17 protein-coding genes are annotated in these 20,345 nt (G+C 73.0%); 10 read left to right on the top strand and 7 right to left on the bottom strand.

Annotated features, from left to right (window positions below; genetic code table 11):
- Positions 1-112: 112 nt before the first annotated feature.
- Together ACFWYS_RS06900 and ACFWYS_RS06895 are read right to left on the bottom strand one after the other, a co-directional pair.
- A complete protein-coding gene (locus ACFWYS_RS06900) occupies positions 113-3,298 on the bottom strand; it encodes an amidohydrolase family protein (protein ID WP_384764428.1) in 3,186 nt (1,061 codons plus the stop codon).
- Positions 3,299-3,429: 131 nt separating this feature from the next.
- Positions 3,430-4,062 (bottom strand): hypothetical protein, encoded by a 633-nt coding sequence (locus ACFWYS_RS06895; RefSeq protein ID WP_384764425.1) that lies wholly within the window; start codon positions 4,060-4,062, stop codon positions 3,430-3,432.
- A gap of 150 nt (positions 4,063-4,212) precedes the next feature.
- On the opposite strand from ACFWYS_RS06895, the gene ACFWYS_RS06890 reads away from it, so the two are divergent.
- From ACFWYS_RS06890 to ACFWYS_RS06880, 3 genes are all read left to right on the top strand, one after another.
- A complete protein-coding gene (locus tag ACFWYS_RS06890) occupies positions 4,213-5,478 on the top strand; it encodes a sensor histidine kinase (RefSeq protein ID WP_384764422.1) in 1,266 nt (421 codons plus the stop codon).
- Positions 5,475-6,077: a DNA-binding response regulator gene (locus ACFWYS_RS06885; RefSeq protein ID WP_384764420.1), complete on the top strand. Its 603-nt coding sequence runs from the start codon at positions 5,475-5,477 to the stop codon at positions 6,075-6,077. Before ACFWYS_RS06890 ends, ACFWYS_RS06885 begins: the two co-directional genes overlap by 4 nt.
- Positions 6,078-6,183: 106 nt before the next feature.
- On the top strand, positions 6,184-8,805 hold the full coding sequence (locus ACFWYS_RS06880; RefSeq protein ID WP_384764418.1) for an NACHT domain-containing protein: 2,622 nt from the start codon (positions 6,184-6,186) through the stop codon (positions 8,803-8,805).
- Between the two features lie 12 nt (positions 8,806-8,817).
- Here the strand turns inward: ACFWYS_RS06880 and ACFWYS_RS06875 are convergent, their stop codons facing one another.
- Positions 8,818-9,249 carry a helix-turn-helix domain-containing protein gene (locus tag ACFWYS_RS06875; protein WP_384764415.1) on the bottom strand — a complete coding sequence of 144 codons (432 nt, stop codon included), beginning with the start codon at positions 9,247-9,249 and terminating at the stop codon, positions 8,818-8,820.
- 74 nt (positions 9,250-9,323) lie between these two features.
- Here ACFWYS_RS06875 and ACFWYS_RS06870 point away from each other — a divergent pair, with 74 nt between their 5' ends.
- From ACFWYS_RS06870 to ACFWYS_RS06860, 3 genes are all read left to right on the top strand, one after another.
- The gene (locus ACFWYS_RS06870; protein WP_384764413.1) at positions 9,324-10,166 is read left to right on the top strand and encodes a class I SAM-dependent methyltransferase; all 843 of its coding nucleotides are present in this window, start codon (positions 9,324-9,326) and stop codon (positions 10,164-10,166) included.
- 118 nt (positions 10,167-10,284) lie between these two features.
- Positions 10,285-10,995 carry a ThuA domain-containing protein gene (locus ACFWYS_RS06865; RefSeq protein WP_384764410.1) on the top strand — a complete coding sequence of 237 codons (711 nt, stop codon included), beginning with the start codon at positions 10,285-10,287 and terminating at the stop codon, positions 10,993-10,995.
- Positions 10,965-12,074: a Gfo/Idh/MocA family protein gene (locus ACFWYS_RS06860; protein ID WP_384764407.1), complete on the top strand. Its 1,110-nt coding sequence runs from the start codon at positions 10,965-10,967 to the stop codon at positions 12,072-12,074. Before ACFWYS_RS06865 ends, ACFWYS_RS06860 begins: the two co-directional genes overlap by 31 nt.
- Positions 12,075-12,081: 7 nt before the next feature.
- Here ACFWYS_RS06860 and ACFWYS_RS06855 read toward each other — a convergent pair whose 3' ends face one another.
- Positions 12,082-13,557: a glutamate--cysteine ligase gene (locus ACFWYS_RS06855; protein ID WP_384764404.1), complete on the bottom strand. Its 1,476-nt coding sequence runs from the start codon at positions 13,555-13,557 to the stop codon at positions 12,082-12,084.
- 266 nt (positions 13,558-13,823) lie between these two features.
- On the opposite strand from ACFWYS_RS06855, the gene ACFWYS_RS06850 reads away from it, so the two are divergent.
- Positions 13,824-14,993, top strand: a complete 1,170-nt coding sequence (locus ACFWYS_RS06850; RefSeq protein ID WP_384764401.1) for an MFS transporter — start codon at positions 13,824-13,826, stop codon at positions 14,991-14,993.
- Between the two features lie 222 nt (positions 14,994-15,215).
- Positions 15,216-15,956 carry a maleylpyruvate isomerase family mycothiol-dependent enzyme gene (locus ACFWYS_RS06845; protein WP_384764398.1) on the top strand — a complete coding sequence of 247 codons (741 nt, stop codon included), beginning with the start codon at positions 15,216-15,218 and terminating at the stop codon, positions 15,954-15,956.
- A 67-nt stretch (positions 15,957-16,023) separates the two neighbouring features.
- Here ACFWYS_RS06845 and ACFWYS_RS06840 read toward each other — a convergent pair whose 3' ends face one another.
- Entirely contained in the window at positions 16,024-16,398 is a 375-nt protein-coding gene (locus ACFWYS_RS06840) for a MarR family winged helix-turn-helix transcriptional regulator (protein ID WP_384764395.1), read from the bottom strand.
- Between the two features lie 85 nt (positions 16,399-16,483).
- Between ACFWYS_RS06840 and ACFWYS_RS06835 the strand changes: the two genes are divergently transcribed.
- On the top strand, positions 16,484-17,968 hold the full coding sequence (locus ACFWYS_RS06835) for an MFS transporter (protein ID WP_384764392.1): 1,485 nt from the start codon (positions 16,484-16,486) through the stop codon (positions 17,966-17,968).
- Positions 17,969-18,157: 189 nt separating this feature from the next.
- On the top strand, positions 18,158-18,442 hold the full coding sequence (locus tag ACFWYS_RS06830; protein WP_384764389.1) for a DUF6332 family protein: 285 nt from the start codon (positions 18,158-18,160) through the stop codon (positions 18,440-18,442).
- On the opposite strand, the gene ACFWYS_RS06825 is transcribed toward ACFWYS_RS06830, so the two are convergent.
- Positions 18,403-19,068, bottom strand: coding sequence for a response regulator transcription factor (locus ACFWYS_RS06825; protein WP_272113871.1), 666 nt, complete (start codon positions 19,066-19,068; stop codon positions 18,403-18,405). The two genes, ACFWYS_RS06830 and ACFWYS_RS06825, sit on opposite strands and share 40 nt — an antisense overlap.
- Positions 19,065-20,333: a sensor histidine kinase gene (locus ACFWYS_RS06820; protein WP_384764385.1), complete on the bottom strand. Its 1,269-nt coding sequence runs from the start codon at positions 20,331-20,333 to the stop codon at positions 19,065-19,067. The genes ACFWYS_RS06825 and ACFWYS_RS06820 overlap by 4 nt, the downstream gene beginning before the upstream one ends.
- Positions 20,334-20,345 lie beyond the last annotated feature (12 nt).

Raw genomic sequence — 20,345 nt, 5'->3', positions numbered from 1 at the left:
AAGGGTCGAACGGCCGCAACGCTAACGAGGCTTTGGACAGGCTGTGTGCAGCCAAAGTGATGCTCCTGCGCAGATGTGCCAGGAAGTGTGTGGACCATGACCGGCGCACAGGTCACAGATCGCAGCACCCCTCCCGGCGCATGAGGCGGCTCACTTCCAGCCACTCCTGCTCCGCCCGCCGCTCCGTGGCGGTGTCGAAGGCGTCGACCAGGTCCGACTGTTCGAACGGGACGCCGCCGCGCAGGACCGCCACCGTACGGATCAGTGCGGAGAAGTCGGTGAACGGGTCCCCGTCCACCACCGTGAGGTCGGCGAGCTTGCCCTCCTCCACCGTGCCCAGGTCGGCGTCGGCGCCGAAGACACGCGCGGGCAGCAGGGTGGCGGTGCGCAGCGCCTCGGCCGGTGTCAGGCCGGCCCGGTGCAGGGCGCGCAGGGCCAGGTGCAGATGCAGTCCGACCGGGACGAGCGGCTGGTCCGTGCCGAGGGCGATCAGACCGCCGCCCGCGAGGATCCGCCGGTAGACGCTCATCTCCCGTCCCAGTGTGGCCAGTTGGGCCTCGGTGGGCGGCTGTCCGGCCTGCTCGCGGACGAGCGCGGTGTCCCACGGCGGCATCAGCGCGGTGACGCGTGGGTCGTCCGCGAGCGCGGGGTCGGCGCCGAGCAGGGCCAGCGAGGTGAACGGGGTGGCGACGAGATGGAAGCCCGCGCGGGTGTAGATCTCCTCGACGTCCTGGTAGGAGCGCCCCGTCGCGGAGGTCGCGTGCCCGGACTCAAGCCGCTGCGTCGCCTGCAGATGGGTGGTGAGGTCCTGGCCCAGCTGCACACCCGGGGTGCACAGATGGCTGCCGCTGCGCACGCCGAGCCGTTCGCGCCCGAAGTCGGCGGCTTCCTTCATCACCCAGCCCGGGGCCCGGACGTACGTCTTCACGAAGTCCCAGTCCAGCGCCTCCCCGCGCGCCAGCGAACGGCGCAGTCCCTCGCGGGTGCGGTGGGCGCGGCCCATGCTGTACGCGACCCGGGCCCCGTCGAGGAGTTCGCCGGTGGTGAGCAGCCGGGGTCCGGCGAGGGCACCGGCGGCGACCGCCTCCCGGATGCGGGCCTGCTCGTAGGCGAAGCCGCCCAGCGAGACGGCCGTCGTGATGCCGTACGCGAGTTGGAGCGCGGTCTGCCGGCCGCCGTAGGTGGACTGCCAGGGGTGGGTGTGGGCGTCCCACAGGCCCGGGATCACGGTGCGGTCGCTCGCGTCGACGCGGTGTGCGGACGGGCGGCCGGCGCGGTGCGGGGCCACCTCCGCGATACGGCCGTCACGGATGACGACGTCGATGTCCTCGCGGACGTCCGGGCCGGTGCCGTCCCAGAGGCGGCCCGCGTGCACGACCGTGTCGGCCGGGCGCGGCCTGCGGTGGTCCAGCGGGACACGGACGGTACGGGTCCTGCCGTCGCCGATGTCGATCAGGCGCAGGGTGCCCGCGGAGAGGTAGAGCAGGGTGCGGGCGTCGGCGGACCAGGACGGGTGGTCGGCGGGTTCGGTGGTGAGTCGGCGGGGCTCGCCGTCCGGGGTGCCGTCGGCCCGTACCGGCAGCAGCCACAGCGCTGACTCGGCGACGACGGCCATCCAGCGGCCGTCCGGGGACCAGACGGGGCCGGAGTCGTAGCGGTCGGAGAGGGAGGTGTGGGGGGCGAGGGCGTGCAGGGCGGCGGACTTGGTGGTCGTGTCGACGACCCGGATGAGGTTGTAGCCCTCGCGGAACCGCTGGTTGAGACGGTTGCGGTCGCACAGGGCCACGTATCGGCCGTCGGGCGAGAAGCTGGGGCGTCCTGGCAGCCCACCGGCTCCGAGGGGTGCGGCGAGGACCTGCTCGGTGCCGTCGGGCAGGTCGCGCACGACGAGGTTGCCGGACATGTCCAGGCAGGCCAGCCGGGTGCCGTCGGGCGAGAGGGCGGGGAAGATGCGGCCGCCTCGCGCGAGCACGGTCTCCTCGCCGGAGCCGAGGTCACGGCGCCGTACGGCGAACAGCCCGTCGCGGTCGTCGGCGTACACCAGGGCCGTACCGTCGGGTGTCCAGGCCGGCGCCAGGACATAGCGGGTGGCGGGGACTTGAAGGACCTTGCGGGGTGTGCGGCCGTCGGAGGTACGGCCGATCCACAGGGCGTTGAGCGCGGCGAAAGCGACGCTGCGGCCGTCCGGTGACAGGGCGGGCAGGTGCAGCGCGCGCACCGGGCGGGTGCCGGCGCCCTCGAAGTCGTACTCCTTGCCCCGGTAGCGGGGCCGGTCCACCGGCAGTGCGGCCGTGAACGGGATCTCCTCGCCGCTGCCCGGGGCGCCAGGGTCGACCAGGCGGAAGTGTCCGTCGACGGTGAGGAGCAGGCGCTCGCCGTCGGTCCAGCGGGGCGGCGCGGGGAGGAGGTCGCCCGTCACGGCGACCGGCCTGCCGTCCACGACGAGGGTGCAGGAGGCCGTGGGCGAGGGGGTGGTGCGCAAGTAGGCCAGGCGGCCGGAGGGCGCGACGGCGGGGGTCATCAGCTGGGCGCCCGAGTCGTCGGTGTGCTCGGTGGTGACCGGGCCCGAGCCGTCGGGGGCCACCGACGCGACGGTGGCCGCGCGCAGGGTGCCCGTGGCGGTGACGCCGGCGCGCACGAACAGCACGCGCTGCCCGTCGGGCGACCACGCCGGGTCGAAGTCCTCCCAGCGGGCGTCCTGTCCGGGGCCCTGCTGTCCGGGGCGTCCGGTGAGCCGGGTCAGCTCGCCGGTGCGCATGTCCACGGTCCAGATGCGGTACGGGGCGCCGGTCACGGAGTCGCCGCCGCGCTCGGAGGCGAACGCGATCCGGGTGCCGTCCGGCGACCAGGCCGGGCCCCGGTCGTCCCACGGTCCGTCGGTGAGCTGCCGCAGCCCGGAGCCGTCGGGGCGCAGCGTCCAGAGGTGGAAGCCGCCGCCGCGGTAGGCGCACACGACGAGTCGGCTGCCGTCGGGCGAGAACTGCGGGCGGGTGGGTTCGAGGCCGGGCGGGGTGAGCGGTACGGCGTTGCCGCCTTCGCGCGGGATGGACCAGAGCACGTTCTGTACCTCGGCGACCAGCCGGTCACCGGCCGGGGCGAGGGTGGCGGAACCTCCGGTGGCGGCGGTGAGGGAGACGGTGGTCGTGCCGGAGGCCGCGGCCGCAGCCGGTACGCCGACCGTGGTGAGCACCGTGCCGGTGACGCCGACTCCGGCTGTCGCCGTCGCGGTCGCCTGGAGGAATCTGCGACGGGAGAGCGGGCCGGAACGGAGGGCGCCGGAGGTGTCTTCGGTGTCCAAGAGAGCTCCCAGTGCACGGAGTTGGCGGTTCGGGCAGGCGAGACCACTGGTGGCAACGTACGGCGCGGAGCCCGGTCACGGGCCCCGCGCCGACGCTTCTCGGCCGTTCTTCGTGCCGGCCAGGACGGGTCCTAGACCAGAAAGAGCAGTTGGACGGCGACGCATACGTCGATGACGCCGCACCACTCGGCGAACGTACGGGAGACGACCTTGTCGAGCCTCAGGTGCACGAAGTCCCACACGCCGTGGAGGAACCAGCCGGCTGCCACCAGATACCGGCCCAGGTCGGGATCCACCGCCAGCCCGGCCAGCGCCAGCCCGCAGAAGAGCAGCGCGCCCATGGCCTGGAACCCGGACGCCTGGACCCCGAACGGGGCCCGCCCGCGCGGTGTTCCGCGGACGGCGCCCCAGGCGAGGACCGCCGGCGCCAGGGCGACGAGGACCGTCGACGGGGCGACCGCGTCCTGGAAGGGGAGGGCGAACACGAGCACCAGCCCGGCCCCGAGCACCGGCCAGGTGGCCCGTGGTTCTCCGATCTGGTGGACGACGAGATAGATCAGGGGCAGCAGCGGCAGGGTCTCGCCGAAGCCGCCGACCGCGTCGGCCACGTCCTGCGAGCCGGACGCGATCACGTTGAGGGCGACGACCGCGACGGCCAGCGCCGTGGGCCAGCGGCGTCTGAGCATCGCGGCCGGGCGGTGCGGACTGTTCGCCGTCGGGTGCGAGGCGGGCCGAGGGGCGGGCTGGGAGGCAGGGGTGGACATGGGGAGTCTCCTGGTCGTGGGCGTCTGCGGCGACATCTCCAACCTGCTGTCCGGAGCGGCCCGGCAGTAGTGCCGAATCCCCCTGCGCACGCGTGGTGTTGTCACGTCCTCGCATGACATTTGTCATGCCGACTGGGCCACAATGACCGGGTGCGGGACGGGGCGATCGAGGGCGGGACGGCGGGGCTGACCAGCTTCCGTCGCTACACGTGGTGGACCGTGCCGGGCATGACGGTGGCCGTGCTCGCGCTCTTCGTCGGCGCGTGGGTCCTCGACGGTGACGTCCCGCTGTGGGCCCGCGGACCGGTCGCCGCCGCGCTGGTGGTCGAGGTGTGGGCGTGCGTCGTACTGCTGAGCCGTCGGCTGGCACTCATGTCGATGCCGATGCCGACACCTGATGCACACCCCGGCGGACCACCCCTGGGCCGGCTGATCGCCGCCGTAGGGGCCGGAGTTGTGCTCGCGGCCTTTCCGCTGGCCCTGCGCAACTACGGATTGTGGCCGGTCGCGCCCGCGCTGGTGGTGGCCGTCGTCGCCACCTACCTCCCGCCTCCCCGCAGACGACTGCTGATCGTGAGCGCCGTGGTCCTCGCCACGCTGCCCGGGGGCGCGGTCAGTCTGCTCGCCGGGGACGGTGAGCCCGTGTACGCCGCGCTGTTCCCGGCCGGGCTCGTCGCCTTCACGGCCTGGGTGACGCTGGGCCCCCTGTGGGCCTGGGACACGGCGCGGCGGCTGGACGAGGCACGGCGGCTGGAGGCGGAGCTGGCGGTCCGGGAGGAGCGGCTGCGGTTCGCCGGTGACCTGCACGACATCCAGGGGCACCGCCTCCAAGTCATCGCGCTGAAGAGCGAGTTGGCGTCCCGGCTCGTCGAACCGGACCCGGCGCGCGCCGCCGCGGAACTGAAGGAGATACGGCGACTGGCGGCGGACGCCCTCAGCGACACCCGGGCCGTGGTGCAGGGGTACCGCCGGACGTCCCTGGACAACGAGATCGGCAACGCGACGCGGGTGCTGGCCGCGGCCGGCATCGACGCGAGGATGACCCTCGACCCGGCCGCCGTCGCCGCCGGACTCACGGACTCCGCCCGGCACCTGCTCGGTCTGGTGATGCGGGAGGCCACCACCAACGTGCTCCGGCACAGCCAGGCCCGGCGGGCCGACGTCGGCTTCCGCCTCGTGGACGGTCACGCCCGCCTGCGGATCGGCAACGACGGCACCGAGGACCACGACCACCCCACCGGCCTCGACGGCACGGGACTGCGCACCCTCGCCGAGCGGTTGCGAGCGGCGGGCGGCGAGCTGACGTGGGGCCGGGACGGTGACCGCTTCGTGGTGGTGGCCGAGCTGCCGGCGAAGCCCACGCGACTGCCGCGATCACCGGAGTCGCCCAACCCCGCCGACGGAGCCGCCCGATGATCCGCCTGCTGATCGCCGACGACGAGGACCTGCTCAGAAGCGCGCTGGCCGCCCTGCTCGCGCTGAAGCAGGACCTCGCCGTGGTCGCGGAGGCGGCCAGCTCGACCGAGGCGGTGCGGCTGGCCCGGGAGTACCGTCCGGACATCGCCGTCCTGGATCTGGAGATGCCGCCCACCGACGGACTGCGCGCCGCCGAGGAGATCCGGGCGGAACTGCCCACGCACATCGTGCTGGTGACCCGGCACGCCCGGCCCGCCGTGCTGCGCCGGGCGCTGGCCGCCGGGGTGCGCGGCTTCGTCCCCAAGACGACCCCGGCGGCCCGGCTGGCGGAGATCATCCGTGACATCGCTGTGGGACGCCGCTATGTGGACCCGGACATCGCCGCCTCCGCACTGACCGAGGACGACTGCCCCCTCACCGACCGCGAACTTCAGGTGCTGCGCGCCGCCCGCACCGGCGCGTCGGTCGCGGACATCGCCGCCCGGGTCCATCTGGCCCCCGGCACCGTCCGCAACTACCTGTCCTCCGCGATGTCCAAGCTGGGCGTCCCGACCCGGCACGCGGCCGCCCATCGCGCCTGGGAGGAGGGCTGGATCTGAGAACCCGGGAGGAAACCCGCCCCGCCGCCACTCCCCTGTCACTCGTCCGTGGGGCCGGTCCGCCGATGTCCCGCGTCCGGTGTGTCCCGGCGCCGAAAATCCGGCCATGGGGACTGGTTGGCGGGCTCGGCGGGTCGGTGCGGTCTATCTCGTGCTCTCGGTCGGCGGCATGGTCGGGGCGGTGTGCCTGGCCGTCCGTTTCGACCTGCGGATCGCGGAGACGGTGGCCGCGCTGCTGCCGTCGGTGGGCGGCATGTATCTGTCGTGGGCGACATTGCGTGCCGACCGGCGCGAGGCCGAGGACTTGGCCCGGGTCGCGGACCGGCTGGCGCCGGCGGTGCGGCAGCAGTGGGAGTCCGAGGCCCGGGTCCGGCGTCTGAACGACCCCTATCCGCTTGCGGTCTCCTGGCGGGCGGCCGACGCCCGGTTCGGCGAATCGTGGTCGCTGCTGCGGGAGTTGGCGGAGGACCGGTCGGGTTCACGCACCCGCTGGGCCGACGGACCGGCCGAACTGGGCGGCACGGGCGGGGAGATCACCGACGTGTTCCTGGAGCGGGTGCCGACGCGGCGCCTGGTGATCCTGGGCGGACCGGGCAGCGGGAAGACGATGCTGCTGATCCGCCTGCTGCTCGCCCTGTCGGCCGTACGCGAGCCGGGCGGCCCCGTTCCGGTGCTGTTCTCGCTGGCGTCCTGGAATCCCGAGGCGCAGCCGCTGGAGTCGTGGATGGCGGAGCGGCTCCAGCGCGACTACAGCGGCCTCGGCGACCCGGAGACGGGCCACGCGGTCGGCGCCGCCCTGCTGGAGAACCGGCTGATCCTGCCGATCCTGGACGGCTTCGACGAGATCCCGGAAAGGTTCCGCGCCAGGGCGCTGGACGCCGTCAACTCGGCGCTGCCGCCCGCCCGTCCGCTGGTCCTGAGCAGCCGCCTGGAGGAGTACGGCGACACGCTCGCCCCCGCCCACGGGGTGCCCGTCAAGCTCAGCGGCGCGGCGGCGGTGGAACTGAGCCCCTTGGCGGCCCCGGACATCGCCGCGTATCTGCGACGGGACGCGGGCGGCCAGGAGACCGCTGCCGCCGCCCGGTGGGATCCGGTGATCGCTCTCCTCGGCACGGACGCGCCCGTGGCCCGCGCGCTCACCACGCCACTGATGCTGTTCCTGGCCCGCACCGTGTACAACCCGCGTCCCGGAGAGGGGGACACCGACCTCCCCAGGCCGGCGAACCTGTGCGACGAGGTCCGCTTCCCCGACGCCGCGGCCGTACGGGCCCACCTCTTCGACGCGTACGTGCCCGCCGCGTACCGGCCCCACCCGGGGTATCCGTGCCGCTGGTCCGCCGCGCAGGCCGAGCAGGCCCTGCGCTGGCTGGCCCGGCATCTGCAGCACACGCTGGGCGGGACGACCGAGCTGGCGTGGTGGCAGTTGCGCCGGGCGTTGCCGAGGCGGTTCGCGCAGATGGTGACGGGGGTCGTGCTCGGCGTCGTGGCGTGGGTCGCCGCCACCGGCGCCGGCCGGCTCACGGCGGTGTTCGCGGGCCTCGACTCGGGGTGGCTGACGGGCCCGCCGGCGGCCATGGTCGCGGGGCTGGCCGGCGGGATCGCGGGCGGCATCGGATGCGGCCTCGTCGCGGGTCTGACGGGAGGTGTCGCCGAGGGCCTCACCCATGTCCTCGCGACCGGGCAGTTGCAGTGGCCGGCGGCCACCACGGCCAACGGGCTGGCCTACGGCTTCGTCGGCGGCATCATCGGCGCGCTCGCCAGCAGAGGCCCTGAGCGCGGGCACCGCTGGACCTGGGACCACCGTATGTGCGCGGTGGGGTTCGGCACCGGGGCCACGCTCTTCTTCTCGTACCGCGTCAACCACGGTGCCACCGCCGCTGCCGTGGGCGCCCTCGCCACCGCCACGGTGTGCGCGCTGGCGGGCGGCGTGTTCGGCCACCGCGCGGGCCGGCTGTCCGGTCACCGCCCGGGTGCCATCCCGACCGTGCGCACCCGGTGGGCCTGGGACTGGCGGGGCTTCTCGACGGGGCTGGCCGGCGGTTGTGCGGTCGGCCTGACGCACTGGGCGGTCACGGGACTCCAGTCGCTGCTCTCGGGCGCCCCCTCCTATCCCGTCTCGACGATGCTCACGTTCTCCTGCGCGTTCGGCCTCACGGTGGGCATCGCCCACGGCCTCTCCGGCAAGCCCGCCGACCTCACCGCCCCGACCGGCCCGGTCACCCTGCTGGAACAGGACCAACGGATCTTCGCCCGGCTGTGGCTCGCGGTCGGCCTGGTGGCCGGAGCCGCCTTCCTTCTCTGCTACGGCATCGACTACGCCGTCCAGGGCGGGCTCTACTACGGGCTGGGCCGTGGCACCACGGACGGCCGGGCGATCGCGATGACCCCGGCCCACATCCTCGACCGCGGTCTGGCCTACGGCATCACGGTCGGCCTGGCCGCCGCGCTCAGCCAGAACGCCTGGTGGTACCACACCCTCACCCGCCACCACCTGGCCATGCGCGGGGATCTCCCCCGCGACCTGACGGCCTTCCTCAGCGACGCCCACGAACGCCGTGGCGTGCTGCGCCGGACCGGAGCGGTCCACCAGTTCCGTCACATCGATCTGCAACATCATCTGGCGGCTCCGGAGCCGTCCCAGGAGTCCGGGGTCGCGCGACCCGGCCGGCCCCGGCCCTGGGTCCCCCGTCGGCGGCACACGGACAGGGAACCGATGCCGAGAGCGTGACGGCGTCGGGTGTCACGGGGGTTGCGGAGCCCGCTTCCTCGGCGCCGCGACCGCGCCCGACGCTGCCGCCTTGAGGAGGCGGCGGAAGGTCGGGCACTCCATGTGGCTCGGCGCGGGACAGGCGGCGGCGTGCCGCAGGGAGTCACGCATGGCGGCCAGCTCGTGGATCCGTCGGTCCAGCTCGTCCGCCTTGGCCGCGAGCACCTGCCGGTCGATACGGGGCTGCCCGTCCTCGGCGAACATGCGCGCGATCTCATCGAGCGAGAATCCGGCGGTACGCCCCATCGCGATCAGCGCCAGGCGCTCCAGTACGCCGGGATCGTACTGACGCCGCAGGCCCCGTCTGCCGACGGCGGCGATGAGCCCTTTCTCCTCGTAGTAGCGCAGGGTGGAGGCAGGGACTCCGGCGCGGCGTGCCACCTCGGAGATATCCAGGTCCGTCATCAGCTTGACCTCAAGTCGACTTGAAGTAGCACGCTGTCATCCCGGCCCGACGAAGGCAAGCCCAGGAGGCGATCATGGACGTCACGCACAGCACGAACGACGAGCAGGCGACGCGTTGGAACGGACGGGCCGGGCACGCCTGGGTCGACGCACAGGCGGTGCTGGACCAGACCCTCAAGGCGTTCGAGGGCCCGCTCGTCGAAGCGGCGGCAGCCGAGCACGGCGGCCGGGTGCTGGACGTCGGGTGCGGCACCGGCGGCACCACGCTGGCGGTCGCCCGACGGCTCGGGCCGGCGGGTCACTGTGTCGGCGTCGACATCTCCGAGCCGGTGATCACCGCCGCCCGGGAGCGTGCCGAGCGGGAGGGCACACCGGCCTCCTTCATCCGCGCCGACGCGGCGGAGCATCCGTTCGAGCCCGCCGCCTTCGACGCCGTGATCTCGCGCTTCGGTGTCATGTTCTTCGACGACCCCGTCCGGGCCTTCGCGAATCTCCGGCGGGCGGCCAGGGACGGGGCCGGGCTCCGGTTCATCGCCTGGCGCGGCCCCGCGGAGAACCCGTTCATGACGACGGCCGAGCGCGCCGCGGCACCGCTCCTGCCCAGCCTGCCCGCCCGCCGCACGGACGGGCCGGGGCAGTTCGCCTTCGGGGACTCGGCAAACATCCACCGCATCCTGGAGGAGAGCGGATGGAGCGGTGTCGACATCCGGCCGATCGACGAGGAATGCACCCTGCCGGAGCGGGAACTGGTCGGCTACTTCACCCGGCTCGGCCCGCTGGGCCAGGTGCTGCCCGACGCCGACGAGCAGACCCGGTCACGGATCGTCGAGACGGTCCGCGCGGCCTTCGAACCCTTTGTGCACGGCACCGAGGTCCGCTTCACCGGAGCCTGCTGGCTGGTCGACGCCCGAGCCTGAGCGGGCCTCCCCAACGCGAAACTTTCGTGATCTCGGCACCTCTTCCTGAGCGCGAGCGAACCGGCGCATAGTGAGGGAGCGGTGCCACGTGTCGGCCACGGAACGGTGATTCAACGAGATGACGCGGAAGAACGCCCTGGTGGTGCGAGGCGGCTGGGAGGGGCATCGGCCGGTCGAGGCCACCGAGTTGTTCCTGCCCTTCCTCCGGGACAACGGTTACGCCGTCCGGGTCGAGGAGTCGACCGACGTCTACGCGGACGCCGCCGAGATGGCCGCCACCGATCTGGTGGTGCAGTGCGTGACGATGTCGCAGATCAGCGCGGAGCAGCTGGCGGGACTGACCGCGGCGGTGGAGGCGGGCACCGGTTTCACCGGCTGGCACGGCGGCATCGCCGACTCGTTCCGCGCCTCGGCCGACTATCTGCACCTGGTGGGAGGGCAGTTCGCGACCCACCCGGGCAAGGAGCCGTGCGAGCGCCGGGGCGGTCAGGAGGACAACTACCTGCCGTACGTCGTCACCCTCACGGACCTCGGCCGCGAGCACCCCGTCACGGCGGGCATCGGGGACTTCGAGCTGCACACCGAGCAGTACTGGGTGCTCCACGACGACCTGATCGACGTCCTGGCCACCACCACCCATCCCGCCCGGCCTTGGCAGCCCTGGCACCGGCCCGTCACCTCGCCGGCGATCTGGACCCGCAGATGGGGCGCCGGGCGCATCGTCGTGACGACACCGGGGCACAGCCTCGACGTCCTTGAGGACCCGAACGTCCGCACCGTCATCGAGAGGGGCATGCTGTGGGCGACGCGCACCGCATCGGCGTCGTAGGGCTGGGCGTCATCTCCCGCGCGTACCTGGACACGCTCGTCGGCCATCGCGCCGTACGCATCACGGCGGTCGCCGATCTCGACGCCTCCCGTTCGGCCGCGGTCGCCGCCGAGTTCCCCGGCGTCGCGGCGCTGTCCGTTCAGGAGTTGCTGAGCAGCCCGGACGTGGACACGGTGCTGAACCTCACCGTCCCGGCGGCCCATGCGGAGATCGCCCTCGGCGCGATCGGGCACGGCAAGCACGTCTACGGGGAGAAGCCGTTGGCCGCCGAACTCGCCGATGCGCAGGGGGTGTTGGAGGCCGCCGCGAAGGCCGGTGTCCGGGTGGGATGCGCGCCGGACACCGTCCTCGGCACCGGCGTGCAGACGGCTCGGGCGGCGGTGGCGGCGGGGAGCATCGGACGCCCCCAGTTCGCCACGGCCGTGATGGTCACGCCGGGTCACGAACGCTGGCATCCGCACCCCGACTTCTACTACACGGCCGGCGGCGGCCCGTTGCTGGACATGGGGCCGTACTACCTCACCTCCCTGGTCCATCTGCTGGGGCCGGTGCGGGCCGTGACCGGGATGGCCGGCCGGCTGCGCACCGAGCGCGTCATCGGGTCGGGGCCGCGCGCGGGCGAGCGGATCCCGGTCGAGGTGGACAGCCATGTCTCCGGGGTGCTGGAGCATGTGGGCGGGGCGTTGACGACGCTCACGACGAGCTTCGACGGCGTGGCCACGACCGCCGCGCCCATCGAGGTCCACGGCGACGCGGGCACCCTGGCGGTCCCGGACCCCAACCGCTTCGACGGTGAGGTACGGCTCTTCGAACTCGGCGGCACGCAGTGGCGGGCGCTCCCGCCGTCCGCGGGCTACGTCGACGCCGCGCGGGGCGTCGGACTGCTCGACTTCGTCACCGCCGACGGCCGCCGCGCGCCCCGCGCGAGCGGTGACCTCGCCCTGCATGTACTGGAGACGATGAGCGCCCTGCTGCGCTCCTCGGCCGAGGGACGGCGCATCGAGCTGACGACGTCGGCCGAGCCGCCCGCCCGCGTCCCGCTGACGGCGGCCGAGGAGTGGCGGACCGCGGCGTGGTGAGCGCGGGTCAGTCCACGGGCCACGTGTGCGCGGGCGCGTTCAGGTGCATGTAGTCCATGTACGTCGTGGTCATCTGCCGTAGCGCCTCTTCCCGGTCGGCGCCGCCCTTCTCCAGGTGGTGGACCGCTTCCGCCTGCCACAGCGCGCCGTTGCGGGCGGTGACGCAGCGCTGTTCGACGATGCCCAGCATGGGTTCACGCCACGCCGCGTCCATGCCGGCCAGCTCCAGCCCCCGGTGGGCCAGTGGCAGCAGCCGTCGCAACACCAGCTCGGTGACCGGCACTTCGCCCATGCCGGGCCAGTACAGACGGGCGTCGATGCCGTCGCGGGCCGCGGTGTGCAGGTTCTCCTCGGCGGCCGAGAACGACATCCGCGTCCAGATCGGCCGGTCCTCGTCGACCAGGGCGCGGGTCAGGCCGTAGTAGAGGGCGCCGTTGGCGATGGTGTCGGCCACCGTGGGGCCGGCGGGCAGGACACGGTTCTCGATGCGCAGATGCGGGCCGCTGTCGGTGACGGCGTAGACGGGACGGTTCCAGCGGTAGATCGTGCCGTTGTGCAGCGTCAGTTCGCCCAGTTGGGGGGCGTCGCCCCGGTCGAGCATTTCCTGCGGGTCCTCGTCGTCGCACAGCGGCAGCAGCGCCGGGTAGTAGCGCACGTTCTCCTCGAACAGGTCGAAGACGCTGGTGATCCACCGCTCGCCGAACCACACCCGGGGGCGTACACCCTGGGCCTTGATCTCCTGGGGGCGGGTGTCGGTGGCCTGCTCGAACAGCGGGATACGGGTCTCGCGCCACAGCTCCTTGCCGAAGAGGAACGGCGAGTTGGCGGCCAGCGCGACCTGTACGGACGCGACGGCCTGGGCGGCGTTCCAGTAGTCCGCGAAGTCCTTCGGCGAGACCTGGAGGTGGTACTGGGTGCTGGTGCAGGCGGCCTCGGGGGTGATGGTGTCGGCGTATGTCGCGAGGCGCTCCACGCCGTCCACCGTGATCCGCAGGTCCTCGCCCCGGGCCGCGAAGATCTGCTCGTTGAGCAGCCGGTACCGGGGGTCGCCGGACAGGGCCCGCTCGTCGACGTCCGACTCCCCCAGGGTCGGCAGGATGCCGATCATGATCAGGTGTGCGCCGACGGCCGAGGCGCGTTCCTCGGCGTGGTTGAGCGCGTCACGGATCGCCTGCTCCCAGGCGCCAGGGCCCCCGGTGGTCAGTTCCCGGGGCGGAATGTTGATCTCCAGGTTGAAGCGGCCCAGCTCGCTGGACCAGGCGGCGTCGGCGATCTCCTGGAGCACCTCGGTGTTGCGCATCGCGGGGCGCCCGTCGCCGTCCACGAGGTTGAGCTCGATCTCCAGCCCGACCCGGGGGCGCTCGCTCTCGAAGGTCGACTCGCGGAGCATCTGCGCCAGCACATCGAGGCAGGTGTGCATCTTCTCCCGGTATCGGCGGCGGTCCTCCCGCGTGAACACCAGGGCCGGCACGTCACGTCCCATCGGGGCCCTCCCGAGTTCCCTCGGCGGTTGCCTTCCGTCCCAGAGTGGCACTTCTGACGACCGGCGGACAGTCAGGGCACGGAACGTGACACCTCCACGGAATCTGTGACGCTCGGTGAATGCAGGTGCCCAATGGCTCGCCGGCGATCTTTCCCAGGTCCCGCGACGACTCCGACCCGGCGGCCCGGCGCCCCCTTGCCCCGCTCACCGGACCCACCTAGCCTGATTTTGTGCCGCAAATAAACAAAGCCCGATCGCACAGCGCTGTGCCGGGCTCCACGACCGACCTCACCCGCCTCCGTATCGCCCTCACCACGTTCTTCGCCCTCGACGGCTTCCTCTTCGCCGGCTGGGTCGTGCGCATCCCCGCCGTCAAGGAACAGACCGGCGCCTCCGCCAGCGCCCTCGGCCTCGCCCTCCTCGGCGTCTCCGCGGGCGCCGTCCTCACCATGACGCTCACCGGCCGCCTCTGCCGCCGCTACGGCACCCACCAGGTCACCGTCGTATGCGCCGTACTCCTCTCCCTGAGCGTCGCCCTGCCCCCGCTCACCCACTCCGTGCTCGCCCTGGGCGCCGTACTCCTCCTCTTCGGCGCGGCGTACGGCAGCATCAACGTCGCCTTCAACAGCGCCGCCGTCGATCTGGTCGCCGCACTGCGCCGGCCGATCATGCCCAGCTTCCACGCGGCGTTCAGCCTCGGCGGCATGGTCGGCGCGGGACTCGGCGGGCTGGTCGCGGGGGCCCTCTCCCCCACCCGGCACCTGCTGGGCCTCGCCGTGATCGGGCTGCTGGTGACGCTCGTGGCGGGCCGCGTACTGCTACGCCACGAACCGCCGACGACCACGCGACCCACCCGGCCCGAACGCGGCACCCGGCGCCGCCCGGACACCCGGACACGCGGGCTGGTGATCGTCTTCGGCCTGATCGCCCTGTGCACGGCGTACGGCGAAGGCGCCATGGCCGACTGGGGCGCCCTGCACCTCGAACAGGACCTCCACGCCTCGCCCGGCGTCGCCGCCGTCGGCTACTCCTGCTTCGCGCTGGCCATGACGATCGGCCGGCTCAGCGGTACGGCTCTCCTGGAACGGCTCGGCCACGGCCGTACCGTCATCGCGGGCGGCACCACCGCGGCGGCCGGCATGCTCCTCGGCTCCCTCGCGCCCTCCCTCTGGGCGGCGTTGCTCGGCTTCGCGGTCACCGGGCTCGGCCTGGCCAACCTCTTCCCCGTGGCCGTCGAACGCGCGGGCACTCTCGCCGGTCCCGACGGCGTCGCCACCGCCTCCACTCTCGGCTACGGCGGCATGCTCCTCGGCCCACCCGCGATCGGCTTCATGGCCGACTGGCTCTCCCTGCCGGTCGCCCTCACCAGCGTCGCGGTCCTGGCGGCGATCGCCACACTCATCGGGGTGGCGACGCGCCGCACGACACCGAACTGACCGGATGGTGGCGACGCACCACACGGGATCGAACTGACCGGACGGCGGAACAGGCCGACGCCGTCCGGCACGACCAGGGTTCCGGCCGCCGCCCTCGCACCGCCGCCGCCCTCACATTGCCGCCGCCCCCGTATCGCCGCCGCCCTCGCACCGCCGTCGTCGAGGGCGCCGTCGCAGGACACCGCTTCCCCTCGATCGCGCTCCATCCGGCACACTCACCCCATGGAAACAGCCGACTTCATCCGCACCCTGGACCGCGAGGGCGAGCTGCTGGCCACGGCCGCCGGCGAGGCCGGGTCCGGTGCCGAGGTGCCGACCTGTCCGGGGTGGCAGGTGCGGGATCTGCTGCGGCACACGGGCATGGTGCACCGCTGGGCGACGGCGTTCGTCGCCGAGAAGCACACCGCCTACCAGGCCGACGCCGGTCTGCCCGACCTCGACGGCGCCGAGTTGCTCGCCTGGTTCCGGGAGGGGCACCGCAACCTCGTCGAGACCCTCGCGGGCGCCCCCGCGGACGTGCAGTGCTGGCACTTCCTGCCCGCCCCGTCACCTCTCGCGTTCTGGGCGCGCAGACAGGCCCACGAGACGACCGTGCACCGCTTCGACGCCGAGTCGGCACGGGGCGGGACGCCGACCCCGATCGACCCGGGCTTCGCGGCCGACGGCATCGACGAGCTGCTGCGCGCCTTCCACGCCCGCCCCAAGAGCCGGGTCCGCAGCGCCGAACCGCGGGTGCTGCGGGTACGGGCGACGGACACGGACGGCGCCGTGTGGACGGTACGGCTGTCGCAGGAGCCGCCGGCGGCCGAGCGGGACGACGTGGGAGAGGCCGACTGCGAGATCAGCGGGTCGGCCGGGCAGCTCTACCTGTCGCTGTGGAACCGGCAGCCCTTCCCACGGGTGACCGGCGACGCCGCCGTCGCGGCGCTGTGGCGGGAGAACTCCGCCGTCGTCTGGAGCTGACGCCCGAGCCTTCACTCAAAGAGTGATTCAAAGAGCAACTCGAAGAGCAACTCCAGGCATACGCCGGTCAGTTCGCCAGCATCCTCGTCAGCACCGCACGCTGCACCGGCAGCACCTCGCCGTGCAGCGTGCGCCCCTTCCCGGTGAGGCACACGCGCACGCCCCGCCGGTCCTCCGCGCACAGGCCTCGCTCGACGAGCCCGTCCTTCTCCAGTCGGGCGATCAGCCGCGACAGCGCGCTCTGGCTCAGATGGACGCGCTCGGAGATCTCCTGGACGCGGTACGAGCAGCCGTCCGCCAGCACGTCCAGAACCTCGAAGTCACTGGCGCACAGGCCGTGTTGGGTCAGGGCGCGGTCGAGTTCGCACTGTGTGCGCGCATGCAGGGCCAGGATGTCCCGCCACTGGTCCACGAGCGCCTGTTCGGCCTTCTTCGCCGCCATGCGCGCACCGTAGCAGAGATCCGGGTTCATTGCATCAGCATTAAATGCGCTTGCATTCGATGCATACGCATGTACTGTCTTCGCCATGACCTCTCCGCTCACCCACCCCGCCTCCGAGGAACGTTGGACGCCTCGCCTGTGGGGCACCCTGCTGGTGCTCTGCGCCGCGATGTTCCTGGATGCGCTGGACGTGTCCATGGTCGGTGTCGCCCTGCCGTCCATCGGCGCCGACCTGGGCCTGTCCACCTCGACCCTGCAGTGGATCGTCAGCGGCTACATCCTCGGCTACGGCGGTCTGCTCCTGCTCGGCGGACGGACCGCCGACCTGCTGGGCCGACGCCAGGTGTTCCTGGTGGCCCTGGCCGTCTTCGCGCTCGCCTCGCTGCTCGGCGGGCTCGTCGACTCGGGCCCGCTGCTGATCGCCAGCCGCTTCATCAAGGGCCTGGCCGCCGCCTTCACCGCCCCCGCCGGCCTGTCCATCATCACCACGACCTTCGCCGAGGGCCCGGTGCGCAACCGCGCGCTCTCGATCTACACCACCTGCGGCGCCACCGGCTACTCGATGGGGCTCGTCTTCTCGGGCCTGCTCACCGAGGCCAGCTGGCGCTTCACCATGCTGCTGCCCGCGCCGATCGCGCTGATCGCCCTGGCCGTCGGCCTGAAGCTGCTGCCGCGCAGCGAGCGCGAACGGGCGGACGGCGGCTACGACATCCCCGGCGCCGTTCTCGGCACGGCCTCGATGCTGCTGCTCGTCTTCACCGTCGTCGAAGCGCCCGAGGTGGGCTGGGCCGCGGCCCGTACGATCGGATCCTTCGCCGCCGTCGCCGTCCTGCTGGCGGCCTTCGTCCTCGTCGAGCGGCGCAGCCCGAGCCCGCTGATCCGGCTGGGAGTGCTGCGCTCCGGCCCTCAAGTCCGGGCCCAGCTAGGCGCGTTGACGTTCGTCGGCAGCTATATCGGGTTCCAGTTCCTGGTGACCCTCTACATGCAGCAGCTGCTCGGCTGGTCGGCGCTGCACACCGCGCTGGCGTTCCTGCCTGCGGGCGCGCTCGTGGCGCTGTCGGCGACGAAGGTCGGCGCGATCATCGACCGGTTCGGCACGGCGCGGCTGATCGCGATCGGGTTCGCGGCGCTGGTCGCCGGCTACCTCCTGTTCCTGCGGATCGACCTCGACCCGGTCTACGCCGCGGTGATCCTGCCCACCATGCTGCTGGTCGGCACGGGCTTCGCGCTGACGTTCCCCTCGCTCAACGTCCAGGCCACGAACGGCGTCGACGAGCATGAGCAGGGCATGGTCTCCGGGCTGCTCAACACCTCGGTCCAGGTGGGCGGCGCGCTGTTCCTGGCGGTCGTGACGGCGGTCCTGACGGCGAACGCGCCCGAGGACCCCGCCAATCCGCAAGCCGTCCTGGACAGCTACCTGCCCGCGCTGGTCGTGATCACCGTGATCGCGGTCGTCGGCCTGCTGATCGCCCTCACCGGACTGCGCACCCGGCGCAAGCAGCCGACGGTCGTGGTCGCCAAGTCCACCACCAGGGAGGCGGAAGCGGAGCGCGTCGCGGTCCGTGACTAGGGCCTGATCGGGGGACAGGCCCTGGGGGATGCCTTCCGCGTGCGCCCGGTGCAGCCTCATGGCGCACCGGGGGCACCGCTGGTGGTCGGGGGGGGGGGGGAGTTTAGGGGGGCGGGCGGGGGGGCGGCGGCGCGGCGCCCGGGCTCCGGCCCCCCCCCCCCCCCCCCCCACGGCTGTTTGACTCGGGGGATGGAGAGTTACGGGGGACGGCGCGGACAGGCCGAGCGGGACGCGATCACCGTGGAGATCGGGTACGCGCTGTTCAGCGCCGCGTTCGCGGCGGCGGTGCTGTTCGGGGCGGTCGCCGGGCCGGCGTTCGTCTTCGACGTGTCGGACGGTACGCGCGGCACGCTCGTCCGGGTGGGCGCCACGGTCGCGGTCGTGGTGTTCTTCGCCCGGGTCGTCAGCGTGCTGATGCGGTTCCGGCAGAGCTCTCAGCCCAGCCAGCCCGGGCGTACCAACCCCGACTCGTAGGCCAACACGACGAGTTGGGCCCGGTCGCGGGCGCCCAGCTTCACCATCGTGCGGCTGACGTGGGTCTTCGCGGTGAGGGGGCTGACCACCAGGCGGCGGGCGATCTCCTCGTTGGACAGGCCGATGCCGACCAGCGCCATGACCTCCCGCTCGCGCTCGGTGAGTTCGCCGAGGGTGTCGGCGGCAGCGGGCTCCTTGGAGCGGGCGGCGAACTCGGCGATCAGCCGCCGGGTCACCCCCGGCGACAGCAGCGCGTCGCCCTCGACCACCGCCCTTACCGCGCGCAGGAGTTCCTCCGGCTCGGTGTCCTTGACCAGGAAGCCGGAGGCGCCCGCTCGGATGGCCTCGAAGACGTACTCGTCGAGTTCGAAGGTGGTGAGCATGACCACCTTCACGCCCTTGAGGGCGTCGTCCTCGGTGATCCGGCGGGTGGCGGCGAGCCCGTCGAGGAGCGGCATCCGGATGTCCATCAGGACGACGTCGGGCCGCAGTTCACGCACCCCCCGCACCGCCTCCTCGCCGTCGGCGGCCTCCCCGGCCACCTCGATGTCCGGCTGCGCGTCGAGCAGCGCCCGGAATCCGGCCCGCACCAGTGACTGATCGTCGGCGAGCAGTACGCGGATCACCGGTCCTCCTTGGCGTCGGCGGCGGTCTTCAACGGCAGTACGGCGAGCACCCGGAACCCTCCGTCGTCGCGCGGGCCCGCCTCGATCGTGCCACCCAGCGCCGCCGCCCGCTCCCGCATTCCGGCGAGTCCGTTGCCGCTGCCGCCCGCGTCGGCGCCGGTCGCCGGACCGTCGTCGTCGATACGCAACCGTAGCGTCGTAACGTCGTCGTGCTCCAGGCGCACGCGCGCATGCCGCGATCCCGAGTGCCGTACGACATTCGTCAGGGCTTCCTGGACGATCCGGAAGGCGGCGAGGTCCGTGCCGGGCGGGAGGCGGGGCGGCTCGCCCTCGACCTCGACGGTGAGGCCCGCGCTGGCCGCCTGCTCCACCAGTTCGGGCAGACGGTCCAGGCCGGGGGCCGGTGTGCGGGGCGCGTCGCCGGGGGTGCGCAGGGTGTCGAGGACCTGGCGGACCTCGCCGAGCGCCTCCTTGCTCTTGGCCTTGATGGTGGTGAGCGCCGAGCGTGCCTGCTCGGGGTCGGTGTCGAGGAGGGCGAGGCCCACGCCGGCCTGCACATTGATCACGGAGATGCTGTGCGCGAGGACGTCGTGCAGTTCGCGGGCGATGCGCAGCCGCTCCTCGTCGGCCCGGCGCCGCGCCGCCTGGGCCCGCTCGGCCCGCTCCTTCGCCCACTGTTCGCGCCGGGTCCTGGCCAGCTCCGACACCGCCACGATCGCCGCGACCCAGGCGGCGATCACGCCCTCCTGCCCCCAGGGGGCGGCCGGGTCACCGGATGGCGGCAGCCATCGGTACAGCCAGTGGGCCACCAGGACGTGGCCGATCCAGAGCGTCCCGACCGCCGTCCAGGCCGCCTTGCGGTGTCCCATGACGATGGCGTTGAAGCAGGCCACGGCCACGGCCAGGAAGACCGGCCCGTAGGGGTATCCGGCGCCGAGGTAGACCATGGCGGCCGCGGACGTGCCGAACGCGACCGCCACCGGGTACCGCTTGCGCCACAGCAGCAGCCCCGTGGCCACCAGCAGCAGCACGCGAGCGAAGAGGTCGATGTCCTCCCGGTCGGACTGGCCCCGGGCCGCGAAGTTCGAGCCGGCCATGACGAAGACCGTGATCAGCAGGGTGGAGCGCCAGGGCCGGCGAGGGGCGCGCTCCGCGCCGTCCTCCCACCGGTTCCACGACGGCGGCCCGTGCCGCCACCACATCGGGGGCCCGTTCCGCCACCACATGGGCGGACCGCCGCCCGGGCGCGCCTGCTGCTCGTCCATGCCGCCACGCTA

The sequence above is a fragment of the Streptomyces sp. NPDC059010 genome (assembly GCF_042740355.1).
Taxonomy (GTDB): Bacteria; Actinomycetota; Actinomycetes; order Streptomycetales; family Streptomycetaceae; genus Streptomyces.
This window is presented reverse-complemented; position numbering and strand designations above follow the sequence as displayed.

Bases quoted from the DNA above. Each gene is read 5' to 3' on its own strand.
- ACFWYS_RS06865 (WP_384764410.1), top strand. From the start codon at position 10,285: ATGACGCGGAAGAACGCCCTGGTGGTGCGAGGCGGCTGGGAGGGGCAT.
- ACFWYS_RS06835 (WP_384764392.1), top strand. From the start codon at position 16,484: ATGACCTCTCCGCTCACCCACCCCGCCTCCGAGGAACGTTGGACGCCT.
- ACFWYS_RS06820 (WP_384764385.1), bottom strand. From the start codon at position 20,333: ATGGACGAGCAGCAGGCGCGCCCGGGCGGCGGTCCGCCCATGTGGTGG.
- ACFWYS_RS06885 (WP_384764420.1), top strand. From the start codon at position 5,475: ATGATCCGCCTGCTGATCGCCGACGACGAGGACCTGCTCAGAAGCGCG.
- ACFWYS_RS06875 (WP_384764415.1), bottom strand. From the start codon at position 9,249: ATGACGGACCTGGATATCTCCGAGGTGGCACGCCGCGCCGGAGTCCCT.
- ACFWYS_RS06830 (WP_384764389.1), top strand. From the start codon at position 18,158: ATGGAGAGTTACGGGGGACGGCGCGGACAGGCCGAGCGGGACGCGATC.
- ACFWYS_RS06845 (WP_384764398.1), top strand. From the start codon at position 15,216: ATGGAAACAGCCGACTTCATCCGCACCCTGGACCGCGAGGGCGAGCTG.
- ACFWYS_RS06895 (WP_384764425.1), bottom strand. From the start codon at position 4,062: ATGTCCACCCCTGCCTCCCAGCCCGCCCCTCGGCCCGCCTCGCACCCG.
- ACFWYS_RS06855 (WP_384764404.1), bottom strand. From the start codon at position 13,557: ATGGGACGTGACGTGCCGGCCCTGGTGTTCACGCGGGAGGACCGCCGC.
- ACFWYS_RS06880 (WP_384764418.1), top strand. From the start codon at position 6,184: ATGGGGACTGGTTGGCGGGCTCGGCGGGTCGGTGCGGTCTATCTCGTG.
- ACFWYS_RS06870 (WP_384764413.1), top strand. From the start codon at position 9,324: ATGGACGTCACGCACAGCACGAACGACGAGCAGGCGACGCGTTGGAAC.
- ACFWYS_RS06840 (WP_384764395.1), bottom strand. From the start codon at position 16,398: ATGGCGGCGAAGAAGGCCGAACAGGCGCTCGTGGACCAGTGGCGGGAC.